This window comes from Dyella sp. NPDC103356 (assembly GCF_055584465.1).
Map to the genome: position 1 here is coordinate 163,680 of NZ_JBVJLZ010000008.1, position 15,746 is coordinate 179,425.

General features: G+C 60.4%; 19 protein-coding genes. 10 read left to right on the forward strand and 9 right to left on the reverse strand.

The genetic code is table 11. The annotated features are described in order from the left end of the window. Positions 1 to 15: 15 nt before the first annotated feature. On the reverse strand, positions 16 to 426 hold the full coding sequence (locus tag ACZ6WW_RS18390) for a hypothetical protein (RefSeq protein ID WP_465275469.1): 411 nt from the start codon (positions 424 to 426) through the stop codon (positions 16 to 18). A 130-nt stretch (positions 427 to 556) separates the two neighbouring features. Next, the gene (locus ACZ6WW_RS18395) at positions 557 to 1,642 is read right to left on the reverse strand and encodes an aldo/keto reductase (RefSeq protein ID WP_465275470.1); all 1,086 of its coding nucleotides are present in this window, start codon (positions 1,640 to 1,642) and stop codon (positions 557 to 559) included. A gap of 90 nt (positions 1,643 to 1,732) precedes the next feature. Between ACZ6WW_RS18395 and ACZ6WW_RS18400 the strand changes: the two genes are divergently transcribed. Beyond that, positions 1,733 to 2,140 (forward strand): MarR family winged helix-turn-helix transcriptional regulator, encoded by a 408-nt coding sequence (locus ACZ6WW_RS18400; protein WP_465275471.1) that lies wholly within the window; start codon positions 1,733 to 1,735, stop codon positions 2,138 to 2,140. A gap of 12 nt (positions 2,141 to 2,152) precedes the next feature. After that, positions 2,153 to 2,773: a flavin reductase family protein gene (locus ACZ6WW_RS18405; protein WP_465275472.1), complete on the forward strand. Its 621-nt coding sequence runs from the start codon at positions 2,153 to 2,155 to the stop codon at positions 2,771 to 2,773. Positions 2,774 to 2,950: 177 nt separating this feature from the next. Here ACZ6WW_RS18405 and ACZ6WW_RS18410 read toward each other — a convergent pair whose 3' ends face one another. Continuing rightward, complete coding sequence (locus tag ACZ6WW_RS18410; RefSeq protein WP_281849671.1) at positions 2,951 to 3,703, reverse strand: acetoacetate decarboxylase; 753 nt, start codon at positions 3,701 to 3,703, stop codon at positions 2,951 to 2,953. Positions 3,704 to 3,971: 268 nt separating this feature from the next. Between ACZ6WW_RS18410 and ACZ6WW_RS18415 the strand changes: the two genes are divergently transcribed. From ACZ6WW_RS18415 to ACZ6WW_RS18430, 4 genes are all read left to right on the forward strand, one after another. Beyond that, positions 3,972 to 4,391, forward strand: coding sequence for a hypothetical protein (locus tag ACZ6WW_RS18415; RefSeq protein WP_465275473.1), 420 nt, complete (start codon positions 3,972 to 3,974; stop codon positions 4,389 to 4,391). A 759-nt stretch (positions 4,392 to 5,150) separates the two neighbouring features. Further along, entirely contained in the window at positions 5,151 to 5,528 is a 378-nt protein-coding gene (locus ACZ6WW_RS18420; RefSeq protein WP_465275474.1) for a hypothetical protein, read from the forward strand. A gap of 91 nt (positions 5,529 to 5,619) precedes the next feature. Continuing rightward, positions 5,620 to 6,432, forward strand: coding sequence for a hypothetical protein (locus tag ACZ6WW_RS18425; protein WP_465275475.1), 813 nt, complete (start codon positions 5,620 to 5,622; stop codon positions 6,430 to 6,432). Position 6,433: 1 nt separating this feature from the next. Continuing rightward, positions 6,434 to 6,643 carry a cytochrome c oxidase assembly factor Coa1 family protein gene (locus tag ACZ6WW_RS18430; RefSeq protein ID WP_281849667.1) on the forward strand — a complete coding sequence of 70 codons (210 nt, stop codon included), beginning with the start codon at positions 6,434 to 6,436 and terminating at the stop codon, positions 6,641 to 6,643. 17 nt (positions 6,644 to 6,660) lie between these two features. On the opposite strand, the gene ACZ6WW_RS18435 is transcribed toward ACZ6WW_RS18430, so the two are convergent. After that, entirely contained in the window at positions 6,661 to 7,044 is a 384-nt protein-coding gene (locus ACZ6WW_RS18435) for a nuclear transport factor 2 family protein (protein ID WP_281849666.1), read from the reverse strand. A gap of 81 nt (positions 7,045 to 7,125) precedes the next feature. Next, positions 7,126 to 7,794, reverse strand: coding sequence for a TetR/AcrR family transcriptional regulator (locus tag ACZ6WW_RS18440; RefSeq protein ID WP_465275476.1), 669 nt, complete (start codon positions 7,792 to 7,794; stop codon positions 7,126 to 7,128). Positions 7,795 to 7,915: 121 nt separating this feature from the next. On the opposite strand from ACZ6WW_RS18440, the gene ACZ6WW_RS18445 reads away from it, so the two are divergent. Next, positions 7,916 to 8,416 carry a hypothetical protein gene (locus ACZ6WW_RS18445; RefSeq protein WP_465275477.1) on the forward strand — a complete coding sequence of 167 codons (501 nt, stop codon included), beginning with the start codon at positions 7,916 to 7,918 and terminating at the stop codon, positions 8,414 to 8,416. Positions 8,417 to 8,450: 34 nt separating this feature from the next. Further along, entirely contained in the window at positions 8,451 to 8,786 is a 336-nt protein-coding gene (locus tag ACZ6WW_RS18450; protein WP_465275478.1) for an antibiotic biosynthesis monooxygenase, read from the forward strand. Between the two features lie 36 nt (positions 8,787 to 8,822). Here ACZ6WW_RS18450 and ACZ6WW_RS18455 read toward each other — a convergent pair whose 3' ends face one another. From ACZ6WW_RS18455 to ACZ6WW_RS18465, 3 genes are read right to left on the reverse strand one after another with little or no spacing between them, the layout of a single operon-like run. Continuing rightward, on the reverse strand, positions 8,823 to 10,301 hold the full coding sequence (locus tag ACZ6WW_RS18455; protein ID WP_465275479.1) for an efflux transporter outer membrane subunit: 1,479 nt from the start codon (positions 10,299 to 10,301) through the stop codon (positions 8,823 to 8,825). A gap of 11 nt (positions 10,302 to 10,312) precedes the next feature. Beyond that, positions 10,313 to 11,896 (reverse strand): MDR family MFS transporter, encoded by a 1,584-nt coding sequence (locus ACZ6WW_RS18460; RefSeq protein ID WP_281849661.1) that lies wholly within the window; start codon positions 11,894 to 11,896, stop codon positions 10,313 to 10,315. Then, the gene (locus tag ACZ6WW_RS18465; RefSeq protein WP_465275480.1) at positions 11,889 to 13,004 is read right to left on the reverse strand and encodes an HlyD family secretion protein; all 1,116 of its coding nucleotides are present in this window, start codon (positions 13,002 to 13,004) and stop codon (positions 11,889 to 11,891) included. The genes ACZ6WW_RS18460 and ACZ6WW_RS18465 overlap by 8 nt, the downstream gene beginning before the upstream one ends. Before the next feature lie 113 nt (positions 13,005 to 13,117). Between ACZ6WW_RS18465 and ACZ6WW_RS18470 the strand changes: the two genes are divergently transcribed. Continuing rightward, entirely contained in the window at positions 13,118 to 13,837 is a 720-nt protein-coding gene (locus ACZ6WW_RS18470; RefSeq protein WP_465275481.1) for a CerR family C-terminal domain-containing protein, read from the forward strand. A 15-nt stretch (positions 13,838 to 13,852) separates the two neighbouring features. On the opposite strand, the gene ACZ6WW_RS18475 is transcribed toward ACZ6WW_RS18470, so the two are convergent. After that, on the reverse strand, positions 13,853 to 14,749 hold the full coding sequence (locus tag ACZ6WW_RS18475; RefSeq protein WP_465275482.1) for a LysR family transcriptional regulator: 897 nt from the start codon (positions 14,747 to 14,749) through the stop codon (positions 13,853 to 13,855). 111 nt (positions 14,750 to 14,860) lie between these two features. On the opposite strand from ACZ6WW_RS18475, the gene ACZ6WW_RS18480 reads away from it, so the two are divergent. Continuing rightward, positions 14,861 to 15,736: an aldo/keto reductase family oxidoreductase gene (locus ACZ6WW_RS18480; protein WP_465275483.1), complete on the forward strand. Its 876-nt coding sequence runs from the start codon at positions 14,861 to 14,863 to the stop codon at positions 15,734 to 15,736. Positions 15,737 to 15,746: the final 10 nt, after the last annotated feature.

A 15,746-nucleotide genomic window follows, 5' to 3' on the forward strand; every position in this document is an offset into this window, starting at 1 on the left:
CTCAGCGTGGGAGGCTTAAATCAGTAGGCTGCAGAAGCGCAGGGATGGCGGCGCTTCCGGCGGTTGCAGCAGGGGATCGGGTAAGGAGCGCTTTTCCGGCGATAGGGCGACCGTGCCCAGCAGTAACGGCGAGGCCGGTGGCAACAACAGGGGCGGCACCATGGGTACACGCGCGTCCGCCTGCGCGGAAGCGTGGCTTGCGCAATGCTCGGCGCAGCGCGGGTCGACGTTTTGATGGGGCACCTTGGCCGCATGTCCCGGCATCATTTGCGCGCAGTCGCCGGTCATCGGCGTGCCGACTCCGGCGCTCTGGGCCGTCGTGCACACATAGGCGGCCATCACCTGCTGCTGAAACAGCAAGCAGAACAGCGTAGCCACGATCCATAGGAGGCGTTGGCGGCGACTGAGGTGGCGGCGGCGATGCATGCGCGGATGATACTCGTAGCGAGGCGGTGTGGGATGGCCCGAGCTTCTCGCTCCGGGCCATCCTTTTGACCACTTCGATCCCTGGCTATCGAAAGTTACATCCAGTGGTTTTCCAGTCGCCGGGCGAGGCTCAGTAGACCTTGTCGCCCTTTTCGACCCCGAAAGCCGTGGCCGGCGCATGAACGCCATTGACCGAAGTGCCGCCATTGTGGATCGCAGGAAACCACGGCTCCATGTTTTGCGGGAAGCCAAACGTGGGCTTGGTCAGCGTGTCGAGCCGGCCCAGTTCCTCGGCCGAGAGCTTGATCTCGAGCGCCTTGATGTTGTCTTCGAGCTGCGCGATCCGTCGCGCGCCGATGATCGTCGAGGTGACACCGGGCTGCGACTGCACCCAGGCGAGCGCGACGCGTGCCACGGTGCTCTCGTGCGCCTTGGCGATGACCTCCAGCTCGTCGACGATCGCGTAGGTTTTCTCGTCGATGAACGTATCGGCGATAAAGCCACGATCCGGTTTGATCTGGCCAGCGTTGTGGCGCGTGTATTTACCGCTGAGTACGCCGCTCTTGAGTGGCGACCACGGCGTGATGCCGAGACCGAGTTCTAGGGCCATCGGCACGAGTTCCTGTTCGACGCTCCGCTCTAGCAGCGAATACTCGATCTGCAGCCCGATAAAGGCGGACCAGCCACGGAAGCGTGCCGTGATATTAGCCTCGGCAATCTTCCACGCGGGAGTATCGGAGACGCCGATATAGCGCACCTTGCCGGCGCGTACGAGGTCGTCGAGCGCGGCCATGGTCTCGTCGATCGGTGTGTGCTTGTCCCAGTTGTGCAGCCAATACAGATCGATGTAATCGGTCTGCAGGCGACGCAGCGAGTTTTCGCACGCTGCAACGATCGACTTGCGCCCCGATCCGCCACCGTTGGGATCGCCCGGATAAAGGTTGCCGCTGAACTTCGTCGCCAGCACCAGCCGGTCGCGGCGCGCGCTATGGCGGCCGATGTGGTCGCCGATGATCTTTTCGGAATGACTCTTCGTATAGAAGTTTGCGGTATCGATGAAATTGCCGCCGAGTTCGATGAATCGGTCGATGATCTGCTGGGACTCTTCGACGCTGGAGCCCCAGCCAAGGTCTTCACCGAAGGTCATCGCACCGAGGCAGAACGGGCTGACGCGCAGGCCGGAACGGCCGAGGGTTATATAGTGATCGAGGGACATGCGGCTCTCCGAGTTGACGGTGTTGTACAATCTTGAGCTAGTTCCAATTCACGATAGTTTATTCTTGAACTAATTGAAGATCAAGCGCCCATGCCAAAAAGCGATGTTGGAAAGATCTGGTCCCTCAATTACCGGCTAATGATGTCGGTGATCACCGGCGTCGCGCCTGAGGTTGCCGAGCTCGGACTGGAAGTGAAGGAGCTGTTTCTGCTCGCCGAAGTGGACGCCCATCCGCATCCCGCGGCGCTGGCCGGTATCCTGAGCATGCCCAAGCCCACCGTGACGATGTATGTCAAACGGCTCGAAGCGGCTGACTTTTTGCGCCGCGAAATCGATGCTGCCGACCTGCGCCGCCACCGGTTGATCCTTACCCCCGAAGGGCGTAAGACGATGACGCGCGGGCTTGCCCTGCTATCGGGAGCCTTCGGTGCCAGGCTTGCGCGGTTGAGTTCGGCGCAGCAGTCGGAATTGGCGACGTTGCTTGAGAAGTTGAGCTGAGGCAGACACTTCATGCGCGATTTTCATGTGTACGAGCCACGCGATGGCCACGGTCTGCCGCACGATCCATTCAACGCCATCGTAGGGCCGCGGCCCATCGGCTGGATTTCGTCGATGAGCAAGGACGGCGTGGTGAACCTTGCGCCCTACAGCTTCTTCAACGCCTTCAACTACAAGCCGCCGATCGTCGGTTTTGCGAGCACGGGATGGAAGGACTCCGTGCGCAATATCAGCGAAACGGGCGAGTTTGCCTGGAACCTGGCAACGCTCTCGCTTGCCGAGGCGATGAATGCGACCTCGGCGATGGCGCCGCCCGACGTCGACGAATTCGAGCTGGCATCGTTGACGCGCGCGCCCTCGCGTCTGATCAGCGTGCCGCGTGTTCTGGAAAGCCCTGTGTCGTTCGAATGCAAACTGACGCAGCTCATTCAGCTCACGGATACAGCCGGGCAACCGGTTGATACGTGGCTGACACTGGGAGAGGTGGTTGCTGTTTACATCGACAAAAGTCTGCTGAAGGACGGCGTGTACGATACGGGGGAGGCCGGCCATATCCTTCGAGCGGGCGGGCCGGCGGATTATTTCACCGTTGGCACGGCACAACGTTTTCGGATGAAGCGTCCGCAGCAGTGACTAGCGCCTGCCGAATATAGTCTCCAGCAACCCCTCCGACTCGTCATCCCGGCGAAGGCCGGGACCCAGTGACTTTGTGATCGGTTGTCGCGAGAGCCAACACGCATTTGCTCTGTCGCGAAAATCGGACGCTACAGCCACTGGATCCCGGCCTGCGCCGGGATGACGAGTAGGTGGTTACTCGGAGTCGCCTTCAGCAAGGTAGTCATACACCACGGTACCCAACTCGAGCGTCAGGTCCGCAATGAAATGCATCGTCGATTCAATCTTCAGCACCGGCAGATCGGCCACGGGCGCCAACGCATGAGGATGCAGTTCCAACGATCCCGGACCGCTCCATGCTCCCTTGAGCGTCACGTTTGAGGTGAAGTAACGCACCAGCTCGCAAATACGCGGCGTTCCATCCACATGCGGGATGATCTTCAAGAGAAAATTCGGTGCGGCCAGCCCCGCCAGCACCGCATCCCGATTTGCTTCGCGATGCTTGAACCCCATCGTGGCCTTGGCTACGCGAACCTTTCCGTAATCGAGCGTGCCCACCAAGGTGTCAATTTCGGTGGCCAGTACGGGGCTCGCGAGCTTCTTGGGAAAGCCCCACAATTCGCGGCCGCCCGCAATCGGCGGGTGGTCGTTCAAGTACATCGAGTGCACATATGAACCGTGTTGGCCGCGAAAGCTAACCGGAATCACCTGGCCCGATTCGGTGTAATCACCAAAACCAGTCGAATCAGGCATGCGGATGAACTCGTACTTCACCAGCGCGTCTTCGATCTCCAACGGCTCCGGTACCACGGCGCGCAGCGCGTCGAGATCGGTGCGATAGGTAACGACAAGGAATTCGCGATTGACGAAGCGATAAGGCCCCGGTGGGAAGGCCGGGCTCGTAAGCGGCATCGCAAACGCATTGGCTTTGACGTCAGCTATTTTCACAAGAGGCTCCAGTTGGCGGGTATCTCGCTTGCGTCCGTGTAGCAGCGGGTTTCGCAAGTACTTGGAATGATTCTCGTCGAATCGGGTTACAGAATGGCGAGGCGGCTACACCTTGTGCCAGCCATGGCGGTCACAAGTGCCCTCTCGTCAGCCCTATGCCTGGTAACGCTACCAGGAACGGCAGCGTCCGGGCGACTATGCACGGGTGTGTGGTGGATGCTTTAAAGTCCCCCATGGCGGTACTCGAAACGGTCGTAAAGGGGCTGATGTGAATCCATTGGAACGCATAACGGAACGGGTTGGCCGCTTGGGTCATCCAGATGATCCGGATACACCGACACCACTGCTGAGCATCGAGGAGTTCTTCGAGGGTAACGATGAGGTCGGAAGTATCGGATGCAACATCTTTCCGACCCCGACGCCTCAGGAGTTCTACGAAGTATTTCGTCGTATTGCCTCGCGCCATGACGTGGCCGACATACGCGTTCAGATAACGGCATTCGACGCACCCGAATGGCCGTTCACGGACACTGTCTATGTGATGACGACCGCTCCCGCGGAGGAGGTCATGAACTGGTTTCCCGAAGCGATGAGGCCGGATGAAACATGGCGTGGCTTCCTCGATCAGGTGTACGAGCCGTATGACGTCCCCGCAGGTGTTCAGCCCATAGCGTGTTGGTGGGACTGAGCGTGCAACCCAAGGTGAGCGATTTCGACACACCCGCTTCCGAGCCGAAGCAGACTTTAGGGCCAGATTAAGGAAGGGAGCATTGTCGTGTTTGGAGTGGGTGGAACGTCACCGAAGACGAGAGCGGAAAAGCTCGCCTGGTGGGTTGCTTTCACAATTTTCCTTCTATTCGTCCTTTACGTGCTCGCAAAGAATTTCTTGTTCTAGGACACATAGACTTGTTCACGGTCGCCAAGCTAACGTCCGCTATCGACCCGAAACGTACCCAAGCGAACAGTTAGACAATTATTGGATAGCTGGCCCGCGGGTCCCTACATTGAGGTGCTGAGGCGTTATGAAGGGATTCGAAACCTGCCCCAAATGCTTGGCGCACTTTGAGGGTCGCGGCGCTCTGCTTTGGGGCGGGGTTGCCACCTACAAAGGTTTTACGTTGCCCGCGGCATCTTCCAAGATGTGCTGCCCTAAATGCGGATGCATTTTTACGGGCAAGAACGTTCGGTTTTTTGGCTTTCTGTCTGCGCCCGCACTCTGTCTAGTGCTGCTTACAGCGGTTGTCCTAGGCCTGCTCATAGTTATGCTTTCATCGGTTCTATGAGACGAGGGCCTGCGACCCTCATAAGATGGTCCCCGGTGCCACAAAGCTGGCTTCTCGCCCGTAGCTGGGTGCGTGGTCACGTTGGTCCTTCGGCAAGCTGGGAAGGTTCGCTTTCGACCCGAGGCGGACCCAACGCATCGTCGACCATCTAGCCGGATTAGAGCATGACCGAAACTTTCATGAACATCGGTGCGATTGCCCTGGAGTCGGGTCTTCCCGTCGGGTTGCTGATACTGATGGCGCTACGGCCCGGAGTTCGGCCGAGAGCCATGGTGATACTTGGTGCGATCTTTCCCGCGCTGTGCTTTTACGCCTCGGTGGCGGTGAGCTATCTGAGTTCGCAAGGGGCGTCAGACATTTTTGCGTTTTACGCGATGTGGATAATGACTTTCGCGCCATATGTGGCGGTGGCGCTTGGAGGGTTGGCGGTCTCGTTTCTTCAGAAGCCGAAGAACTATTGGGCCCGTTTCGGGCTGGGTATGCTATCCACGCCCGCCGCGTACTTTGCGTTCGTATTCGTCGCCATGCTCATCTCATCGTGAGGTTTGAGAGGTCCGCTTCCGACGCAAAGGCGGATGTAAGCAAGCTCCCTTTGACCAGGCACGTATCTCCATCTACTAGGGAATGTAAGTCATGAGAGAGACGTTAGACAAACGGGCATTGAAGATCTTGCATGACGCCTTCTGGTCTCCTGGAGGCTGGAAGCATGAGTCTGATCGCGCGTTATCGGCAGAAGACTTCGACTATGCGAAGGAAAAGGGTGTCATGTTCGATCCGGTGCACATGGATCACCCGCATGCGATCAATGCAGTCCGTGAGCTCGTAGACGGACTGGATCAACGCACGGTCGTCAATGCCTTCCTGTCGAGCCTATCTACAAGAAGGCTGGATTGGCGTTCGGCATTGGGCAGCTATACGGTATTTCAACACCTAGTTCCTCATGAACCACAGGGGGCTAAAGCTTGCGAACTATGTGGGTTTTATCTCAGAGCGAAAGAGCAAAACTTCAACATGCTCAACTTCGAGCGTACAAAATGGGGTGGCGTGCGCCATCTGCAGCTCGCATATGCAGCCATGGATCTAAACCTGTTTCTCAAGAGTCCCGCATCGCTCCCTACGAGGGACGACGTCAATATATTTCAAGCTATCGTCGAGGCGATACGAAGCGCGGGTCCAGATATCACGGCCGCCACTTTGCACTCACGATTACCTAAGACCTTGAAGTCGAACAAGGCTGAGCGAGATGTTGTGATCTCAATCCTTGGCTTCTGTGATGTGCTGGCTTTTTCTTCTCATCCGGGTTTCACAGACGCATTCATTCCGGCGACTCGCCGTACTCTGCCGTCCCGTCGCTTTGTGGATATGGCTTATCCCGCATGCTGGTGGACCGGCGAAATGGGCATCAACGAAACGAAACTGAAAGAATACTTCGGACACGTACTGTAATTTGGGCGATCGAGCAGTTGGGAAAACTCTAGGCAACATCCAGTTCTCAGGTACCGACGGCAAAGCGAATCTCTCCTTCAGCGCGAAAGGCCCTAAAGGCAAAGGGACTGCCTACATCGAGGCCGTCAAAGCGATGGGGCAATGGCGTATGGAGCAGGCGGTGTTCGAGGACGCTGATTCGAAACGTCGTATTGACTTCCATCAACGGTAAGATCGCGGCACCTGTTATCACGTCGCCTGGCCGACCCATTGAGCGCGCCAGGCTGGAGCGTCGAAGGGATCGGCAAAGTACTGAGTTTCGTGCGACACCTTTCCGTCGCGAAATTCCATGATGCTCACGGTGTAGGCGCGCTTGCCTTGATAGGTGATCTCGTATTCGCTAACCCAGAGATTGCCCTCGCCGACGATGCGTCGAACGACAAACCCCGATGGTTTGCCGGGGTGATGGCTGCGAAGCGCTTGGAGGTTGTGCCGGCCGCGAATGATCTCGCCCGACTGCGGGTACTCGCACACGGCATCGTCGTGATAGATGTCGTGCTCGGTCACTTGATCGCCGGCCGCGGATGCGGCCCAGTGCCGATCAATGGCAGCCCGAATGTCTTGAGCATCCATCATCGATCTCCCGTTGAGCCTGCTGGATGAACAACTAGGCTGCGCTTGGCCCATCCTGCAATACAAGTGCCTGTGCGGCCGTTAGCGCCGAGGGGTGCTTTTTGAGGTGGCGCGACGAACCTGGCTCTTTGGCTCGGGATAGAGACGAAGAAAGTCCTCGGTGGCGCTTCTGACTCGCCGATCAATGTCCGCTGCATTCGGTGCGTCGCATAGACGGAGCAACAGACTTACCATCAGGTCGCCCCAAAGCAATGCGAGGTAGCGGTTGCCCATCTCGCCCGGGTCGCCCGTACCGATCATGCCGGCAGACTGCGCTTGCACCAGGATGTTCCGCACGGTTGTGCGTATCGATTCGCGAGCGGTCTCCAGTGTCGCGGCTACCTCCGGTGCACGTTGCGCTTCCGTAATGGCCAGTCGAAAGACCGCCATGACGCCAGGGTGGCTTACTTCGTGCAGTACAGTCGCACCGAGCCTGGAAAGCATGGCCGCAAGCTCTTCACGATGGGATGGCGCAGGCAGCTGGTTCGGCAGGCGCATGCGTCCCGCGCGATCGGCGATGCACGCGGCGAGCATCGCCTGCTTGTTACCGAACAGCGCATACAGCTCCCGCTTCGATACCTGCGCACGCGTGGCGATCTTCAGGGTGCTCGCCTCGGTATAGCCGAACTCCATGAACGACTCCATCGCGGCATTCAAGATCCGTTCCCGCACCGGTTGCGGACCGGGCTCGACGATAGGCTGCTTCTTCACGAAAGATCTCTTGCATTGGTACTGGCTGGTACCGTAGCATGACTTTACTGGTACTGATCGGTACCAAGGCCGTTCGGCGTTCTACCCGAAGGCCGGTTACTAAAAGTCGATGGGGGTCCCCATGTCACCCGCAAACATCTTTACCGCGCATCTCATCCTGGGTTACGTCGCCTGGCTGCTCTGCTATCGCGTATACATCTGGCCTCGACTCGGATCGATGGATCGGGTCGAAGCGCAGCGCGCCATCGCAACCTTGCACAGCTTCCGATTCTTCGGGCTCGTGTTCGTGATGCCTGGGGTTGTTGGCCCCCATCTACCGGGCAGTTTTGCGGCATTTGCCGCGTACGCCGACCTGGCCACCGGGTTGCTCGCCATGCTTGCGCTTCTCACCGTCAGAGTGCGCCCGCTCTTTTGGCTGTTTGTCGTTGCCTTCAACATCGTCGGAATGGGTGACTTGCTGTTGGATTATTACCACGCAGTCCAGGCCAATCTTCCTGCCGTGGCAGGGGAGTTGGGCGCCGCCTATGCGATTCCGGTCATCTACGTGCCGCTGTTGATGATCACGCATATCGCGGCGTTCTATATGCTGGCGCGGCCAGCGACTCGACTGGCGGCGGAGTAGGCTGGGCCTGTTGGACCGACCTGATAGGAGACGTATGGGTAATGTTTCTCCCGCGTTCTGCGCGATCTACCGTTGGCGGCTGCATTCAGGGTCCGAAGAGGCCTTTGTTCAAGCCTGGTCGCGGATCACGCAGTTACTCCTGGCCGAACGAGGTTCGTGGGGCTCGCGCTTGCACCGTGGCCCGGACGATCTCTGGTACAGCTACACACAGTGGCCGTCCGCCGAGGCAAAAGCCGAGGGGCTTGCTCGCGACTCGGTCGATCCGGAGGCTTGGCGAGTGCTGCGTGAATGCATCGCCGAAAGCCTGCCGGAGTTGGTCCTCGAGCCGATATTCGATTTCCTCGCGCCGCTTCCGCGTGGTGATGCCTGACCATGTAGCCCCACAGGCAGCGCAGGTACGACCTGCTTAATTCATTGCTTGATCGTGGGCCGGAAGCCAGCCAAGTCCGAGGCTCTTCTGCAGCGATACGAAGTCTTTGAGCAGGTTGGCTTGCCCCTCGACAAGGTTCTGCTGTGCAGAGAATTGCGTGCGTTGCGTATCCAGCAAATCGATCATCGAGGATGCTCCCGCGCCGTAACGCTGGCGCATCAATGTCGCGGAACGATCGGCGGACGTTTCGATCTTCTGCAGACGAGCCACGCTTTCGCGCTGGTGACCATAACGGGACAGCGCATTGTTGGCGTCCTGCAACGCGGCGAGCACGGTCTGCGCATAGCGAGCGCTGGCTTCGTCGCGGCTCGCTTCGGCTTCGCGAATGCCGCTGCGCGTACGTCCAAAATCAAGCACGTCCCATTGCAGGTAAGGCACGCCAAGCCAGGTAAACGAACTGTTCCGCACCAGGTGTCCGGGATTGGCTGCGTTGGTCCCGATAAAGCCCAGCATGGTCACCTTGGGAAATAGATCGGCGGTGCGCTCGCCGATCTGCGCATTGCTCGCGGCAAGCCGGCGCTCGGCGGCGCGGATATCCGGGCGCTGCTGCAACATGCTCGCCGGGTCGTCGATGGCCACGGTGGCGGGCAGGGTGGGTAAAGGTGCGGGCGTGGACAGCTCATGATCAAGTGCGCCGGGCGCCTGGCCAGTGAGCACGGCGAGCTGGTCGAGCGACTCGGTGATCTGTTCATCCAGTGGAATAAGCGTGGCGCGGGTGTTTTCCACCTGGGTGGTCTGGCGCTCGACATCCGCATCGCCCGCGACGCCACGTGCGCGTCGCTGCTGAATCAGCACCAGCGTCTGCTGTTCGAGCTCGGCCGATTGATTGGCCAATGCCAGACGTTGCTGTTGGTCGCGCAGGTTGATGTATGCCTGCGCCACTTCGGCGGCCAGCGATACCTGCGTATCGGCAAGATCGGCGTTGACCGCGTCAGCCTGGGCCGAGGCGGCCTCGATCGCGCGGCGCGTGCCACCGAACAAATCGGCTTCCCATGATGCATCGAAGCCCGCGGTGTACAGCTGCAGTGGGCCTTGTCCCCGGGATGTCGTGTTGTTCTGCGATGTCTGCAAGCCGGAAATATCCGGTTTACGGGTGCGTAGCGCGGCCGCATCGGCCGACACCGTCGGCAATGCATCGGCACGTTGCTGTTGCAGTTGCGCGCGCGATTCGCGCAGACGCGCCTGTGCGGCTTGCAGATTCTGGTTATGCGCCAGCGCTGCGTCGATCAGTGCCGTCAATTGCGCATCATTGAGCGTATTCCACCACTGGCTTGGCGCATGCGTCGGCGTGATACCCGCGGACGGGGCGCGCACGAAGGCATTGGCGTGCCCCGTACCGGTGACATCCGGTGCACCGCGATAGTCAGGACCAACGGTGCAACCCGCCAATGCCGTGAGCGAGGCGAAGAGCGCCAGAAACAAGGCGCGTGGCGCATGGGAAGTGGTTGTATGCATGACTGACATCCTTAGTGGCCTGCAGCGGGTGCCGGCGCGCCATAGCTCGGCGTCTTCAACAGCAACGCGAGTGGGATGCAGCACAGCAGCGCAATGCCGAGTACGTAGAAAACTTCCGAATAGGTAATCACTGCCGCCTGCTGCTGGATCTGCAGGGCAAGTTGGCCAAGCGCGCGCATCTTCGCGTAGGCCATGTCGCCGGTTCGCGCGAACCAGCCGGCTGCGTTGGCGGCAAGACGATCCTGGCCCAGTACCGAGTTGGCCGTCAGCGATTCCCGGATGGTCGCGACATGAAACGTATTGCGCCGGTCGATCACAGTGCCGATGACGGCCAGCCCGATCGAGCCGCCGAGATTGCGCGCCATGTTGTAGACGCCGGCGGCATCTCCGGCTTCCTCCCGGCTCACCGCTGCCATCGACGCCTGATTCAACGGCATGAACACAAGCATCTGGCCGGCGCCGCGGACCAGCTGCGACCAGAAGAAATCATCGCCGACGCTTTGTGCCGTCAGGTGGATATCCAGCATGCAGCTCACCACGAAGCACATCAGGCCGGTGATCACCATGATCCGGAAATCGACCTTGCCTAGCAGACGTGGCAGCAACGGCATCATGAGAAACGCAGGTACGCCCGATACCAGCATCACCCAGCCTGACTGCTCCGCGTTGTATCCGGCGATCAAGCCGAGGAACTGCGGTATCAGGTAGATGACCGAATAGAACACCGCGCCGACCACCAGCACGATAAGAATGACGCTGGCGTATCGCGGATTGCCCAGCAGGCTCAGGCGCATCACCGGCCGTTTGGCGGTGAACTGCGAAATCGCGATCAGCACCATGCCTGCCAGCGACAATAGACTCAGCCAGATGATCATGTCCGATTCGAACCAGCGTTCGCGCTGACCTTCCTCCAACACGACCGTCAAGGAGCTGAGGCCGGCCGAGAGTCCGACGATGCCCAGCCAGTCGGCTTGCTTGAGCGCATCCCATTGCGGGTGATCCGGCGGCAGTCCGAGCAACAGCAAGGCGATCAGGCCGATACACACCGGCAGATTGATGAAAAAGCACCAGCTCCAACTGATGTTCTCCGTGAGCCAGCCGCCCAGCACCGGTCCCAGCAGCGGGCCAAGCAGCACGATCAAGCCGAAGATCGTCATGCCGATCGGCAGCTGCGACATCGGCAGGCGACTGCGGATGATGGTCTGGCCGGTCGGGATCATCGCGCCACCGGTCAGGCCCTGGCCGATGCGGCCGATGATCATGGCCGTCAACGTATGCGACATGCCGCACATCATCGAGAACAGGATAAACAGCGCCGCGCCGCCCAGCAGAAATTTGCGCAGGCCAAACACCCGCGTCAGCCATGCGGCCAGCGGAATGATGACGATTTCCGACATCAGGTAGCCGGTCGAGATCCAGGTGCCTTCCGTGCCGGTGGCACCGATTTCACCTTGGATCTGTGGCAACGCGGAATTGGTGATGGAGATATCGAGTGTTGCCATCAATGCGCCGAGTGAACCGGCGGCCACGGCGATCCAGTCCGCGGCACTGGCGCGCTCGGGGTGGCTTGCAGGCATGGCGCCCGTCTCAGCCATGACTGTTGCCTGCCGGACGCGTATCCACTTCCACGGTCACCGACAGGCCCGGAACCAGCAGCTTGCGTGTCTGCTCATCGGTATCGATGCGAATGCGCACCGGTACACGCTGCACGATCTTGGTGAAGTTGCCGGTCGCGTTTTCAGGCGGCAGCAACGCGAACTGCGAACCCGTGCCCGGCGAGAAACTGTCCACCACGCCATGGAGGTCAGCGCCTGCCAGCGCATCCACATGCAAGCTCGCATGCTGGCCCGCGCGCATCCGGCCGACCTGGGTTTCCTTGAAGTTGGCATTGAGATAGATGCTCTGCACCGGCACGACGGTCATCATCCGCGTGCCCGGTTGCGCATACTGTCCGACGCGGACTGTGCGGTCTCCGATACGTCCGTCGAGCGAGCTGCGAATCAAGGTGTCCTGCACATCCAGTTGTGCCTGCCGCTCGGATGCCTGTGCGACTTCCAGTTGCGCCCGTGCCTGGGCTAGCTGCGCGTCGAGATCGGCCATTCGTCCCTGGGCCTGGTCAAGCGCTGCCGTGTCGGCGGCAAGTGTCGCGCGCGCCTGGTCGCGGTTGGTGACCAGGACCGACAGTTGATCGCCGCTTTCGGCGCCGGTCGTTGCCAGTGGCCCGTAACGGCGTACTTCGTCTTCGGCATGGCGAATGTTTACTGTCGCCACCTGTTGTTGCGCTTTTGCCTGCTCGATAGCGGCCCGTTGCTGCGGAATGGCCGCCTGGGCGCGTTCGATATCCGCCTTGCGCGCATCGATCGTGGCCTTGGCCTGATCCAGCGTGGCCTGGTACTGGCGGCTATCCAGCCGCACCAGGGGATCGCCGGCCTTTACCGCGACGTTGTCGCCGACGTAGACGTCGGTGACATAGCCGCTGACCTTCGGGGCGACGATGACGCTGTCGGCCTGCAGATAAGCGTCGTCCGTGCTTTGCATGAAGCGCCCTACGAGCCACCAGTAAACGAGGGCCACTACGGCTGCGATAGCCAGCACAACGCCGGCCGGCAGGAGGAAGCGACGTATCTTGGACGGGCGAGCCGGCGGGGCGGCAGCACCTTTGGAGGCATCGGCGGCCGATGCGGTTCCGGTCGTAGCGGGCATGCGTAGTAGTCCGAAAGTATTCCAGGTGGAATATTTATTCCGACTGGAATATTTTTGTCAAGTGCTATCCTTGGCCGGCAAGCAGGAGAGACAACCCGTATGAGAGCAAACGCATGACTCCAACCAAACGGCCACGTCGCCCATCGGCAGGCGGTTACGCGCGTGGCGACGAGACGCGTCAACGCATCATCGACGCGGGGGTGAGGCTATTTGGCGAACATGGTTTTGCCGGTGCATCGACGCGCGATATCGCCGCTGCCGCCGGGGTCAATGCGCCGGCGTTGCAGTATTACTTCGAAAACAAGGAAGGCCTGTACCAGGCATGCGCCGAGTACATCACCAACGATCTCAGGGATCGCTTCGCGCCGGCCATGCGGGAGGCCAATGCGGTGTTGAAGGCCGATGGCGCCATGGATGCACTGATCGATGCCTACCTCGGCATTCTCGGGGTGATGCTGGACAGTGTGCTTTCGCAACCGCATGCGTCGAAAAAACGGCTCTTCGTTGCGCGGGAACTTGGCGACGAAGAGGCCCATGTCGCCTCCAAGCTGCTCGATCGACGCCTGAAGCGGCCGCTGAACAAGGCCATGCTGTCACTGCTTTCGCGCATCACCGGCTTGGGTGTGAATGATCCTGTTACGCGCATCCGGTCGCTTACCCTCAAGGGTCAGATCATGCCGTTCTACCATCCTCCCGGAGCCTGCCTCGATGCGCTCGGGTGGAAGGAGATCGACGCGGCCAAAGGTGCCTTGCTCAAATCGAGCGTGCTCGCGCAAACGCGCACCCTGCTCGATAGCTGGCGTGTCGATCTGGCAACGAATCGGGCCAGATAGCCGCGCCTGCTGCGATCACCGCGATCGAATGAAATCGATAAATGCCCGCAACGGGGCAGGTAGGTGGCGGCGGCCAGGGTAGTAGAGGAACGGACCTGTAAACGTCTGCCACCACGGTTCCAATACCGGCTCGAGTGCGCCACTGTCCAGGTGTGGGCGTAACCACTCCTCGAACAAATGGATCACGCCCAGGCCGTTGATGGCTGCGTCGACGGCCAGATCCACTGCGGCGCCCAGACGAACGATCAGTGGCCCGGCAGGGTCCACGCGTACGATCTCTCCATCGCGCTCGAATTCCCAGACAGGCATGGCGCCGCTGGCAAATTGCCCACGCAGGCAGGCGTGGTCCAGTAGGTCGCGCGGGTGCTTGGGGCGCCCCCTGGCGCGGAGATAATCCGGAGATGCCGCGGTAGCGAAGCGCTGAAAGCGCGGGCCGAGGGGCACGGCGATCATGTCCTGCTCGAGCCGCTCGTCGTAGCGAACGCCGGCATCGCAACCGGCCGCGAGCATGTCGACAAAGCTATCCTCCACGATCACTTCAAGCTTGATCTCCGGATAGGCTCTGAGGAACGGCGTGACGATCGAAGGAAGCACAAGACGGGCGACGGTAGCCGGTACATTGAGCTTGAGCGTCCCCGTCGGTCGGTCGCGGAAACTGTTGACGACATCCAGCGCGGCTTCCACTTCACCCAGGGCGGGCACAAGCCGTTCGGCCAGGCGAGCGCCCGCCTCGGTCGGCGAGACACTGCGAGTCGTACGGTTGAGCAGCCGGACGCCAAGACGCGTTTCCAGGCGCCGCACGGCCTCGCTCAGGCTGGAGGCGGAGGTGCCGCTGGCGCGCGCTCCCTCGCGGAAGCCGCCCGCCTGCACCACGGCCAGAAATGCAAAGAGATCCTGGAGATCTGTTGCCATTGTTCGATCTTCCGCACAACCTGTGCCGATTTCATCGGATTATCGTGCGGCTGGTAAGTGCCTATAGTCCACCCCTGGCACCATTCCGTTCGTTCCTTTCCTGGAGTCCCTATGAGCAACCTTAAGAAGTCGGGAAGTTTTTCGCTGGGTGACCGCAAAGTGACCCGACTGGGTTATGGCGCCATGCAGCTGGCTGGTCCAGGCGTGTTCGGCCCCCCGAAAGATCGCGACGCGGCGCTTGCGGTGCTTCGCGAGGCACTGGCTTCCGGCGTGGATCACATCGATACCAGTGACTTCTACGGACCGCATGTCACCAACCAGCTGATTCGCGAAGCGCTGCATCCTTATGCACAGAACCTGGTGATCGTGACCAAGGTGGGCGCGACGCGTGGTGCCGATGCGTCATGGAATCCGGCACAAAGCCCCGCCGACCTGACGCGTGCGGTGCACGACAATCTGCGCAACCTCGGCGTCGACGTGCTGGACGTGGTGAATCTACGCATCATGGGCAACGTGCACGCGCCCAGCGAAGGGTCGATCGAGGAGCAGTTCACGACGCTGGCGGAGTTGCAGCGGCAGGGCCTGATACGACACCTTGGTCTGAGCAACGCAACCTCCGCGCAGGTGACGCAGGCGCAGCGCATCGCCGACGTGGTCTGCGTGCAGAACCAGTACAACCTCGTGCACCGGCATGACGAAGCGCTGGTCGATGAGCTCGGCCAGAAGGGCATCGCTTATGTTCCCTTCTTCCCGCTTGGTGGCTTCTCGCCGCTCCAGTCCGAGACCTTGTCCGCGGTCGCGCAAAAGCTCGATGCGACGCCGATGCAGGTCGCCCTTGCATGGTTGCTCGCACGCGCGCCCAACATACTTCTTATTCCCGGCACGTCGTCTATCAAGCATCTGAAGGAAAACCTGGCGGCCGCCGAGTTGGTGCTTTCGGACGACGTGCTTGCCGAACTGGAAGCGATTGGACAGAAGCGCGGCTAAGACGTTATAT

Bases quoted from the DNA above. Each gene is read 5' to 3' on its own strand.
- ACZ6WW_RS18470 (WP_465275481.1), top strand. From the start codon at position 13,118: ATGACTCCAACCAAACGGCCACGTCGCCCATCGGCAGGCGGTTACGCG.
- ACZ6WW_RS18390 (WP_465275469.1), bottom strand. From the start codon at position 426: ATGCATCGCCGCCGCCACCTCAGTCGCCGCCAACGCCTCCTATGGATC.
- ACZ6WW_RS18450 (WP_465275478.1), top strand. From the start codon at position 8,451: ATGGGTAATGTTTCTCCCGCGTTCTGCGCGATCTACCGTTGGCGGCTG.
- ACZ6WW_RS18405 (WP_465275472.1), top strand. From the start codon at position 2,153: ATGCGCGATTTTCATGTGTACGAGCCACGCGATGGCCACGGTCTGCCG.
- ACZ6WW_RS18435 (WP_281849666.1), bottom strand. From the start codon at position 7,044: ATGGATGCTCAAGACATTCGGGCTGCCATTGATCGGCACTGGGCCGCA.
- ACZ6WW_RS18445 (WP_465275477.1), top strand. From the start codon at position 7,916: ATGTCACCCGCAAACATCTTTACCGCGCATCTCATCCTGGGTTACGTC.
- ACZ6WW_RS18465 (WP_465275480.1), bottom strand. From the start codon at position 13,004: ATGCCCGCTACGACCGGAACCGCATCGGCCGCCGATGCCTCCAAAGGT.
- ACZ6WW_RS18455 (WP_465275479.1), bottom strand. From the start codon at position 10,301: ATGCATACAACCACTTCCCATGCGCCACGCGCCTTGTTTCTGGCGCTC.
- ACZ6WW_RS18480 (WP_465275483.1), top strand. From the start codon at position 14,861: ATGAGCAACCTTAAGAAGTCGGGAAGTTTTTCGCTGGGTGACCGCAAA.
- ACZ6WW_RS18475 (WP_465275482.1), bottom strand. From the start codon at position 14,749: ATGGCAACAGATCTCCAGGATCTCTTTGCATTTCTGGCCGTGGTGCAG.
- ACZ6WW_RS18460 (WP_281849661.1), bottom strand. From the start codon at position 11,896: ATGGCTGAGACGGGCGCCATGCCTGCAAGCCACCCCGAGCGCGCCAGT.
- ACZ6WW_RS18425 (WP_465275475.1), top strand. From the start codon at position 5,620: ATGAGAGAGACGTTAGACAAACGGGCATTGAAGATCTTGCATGACGCC.
- ACZ6WW_RS18400 (WP_465275471.1), top strand. From the start codon at position 1,733: ATGCCAAAAAGCGATGTTGGAAAGATCTGGTCCCTCAATTACCGGCTA.
- ACZ6WW_RS18420 (WP_465275474.1), top strand. From the start codon at position 5,151: ATGACCGAAACTTTCATGAACATCGGTGCGATTGCCCTGGAGTCGGGT.
- ACZ6WW_RS18395 (WP_465275470.1), bottom strand. From the start codon at position 1,642: ATGTCCCTCGATCACTATATAACCCTCGGCCGTTCCGGCCTGCGCGTC.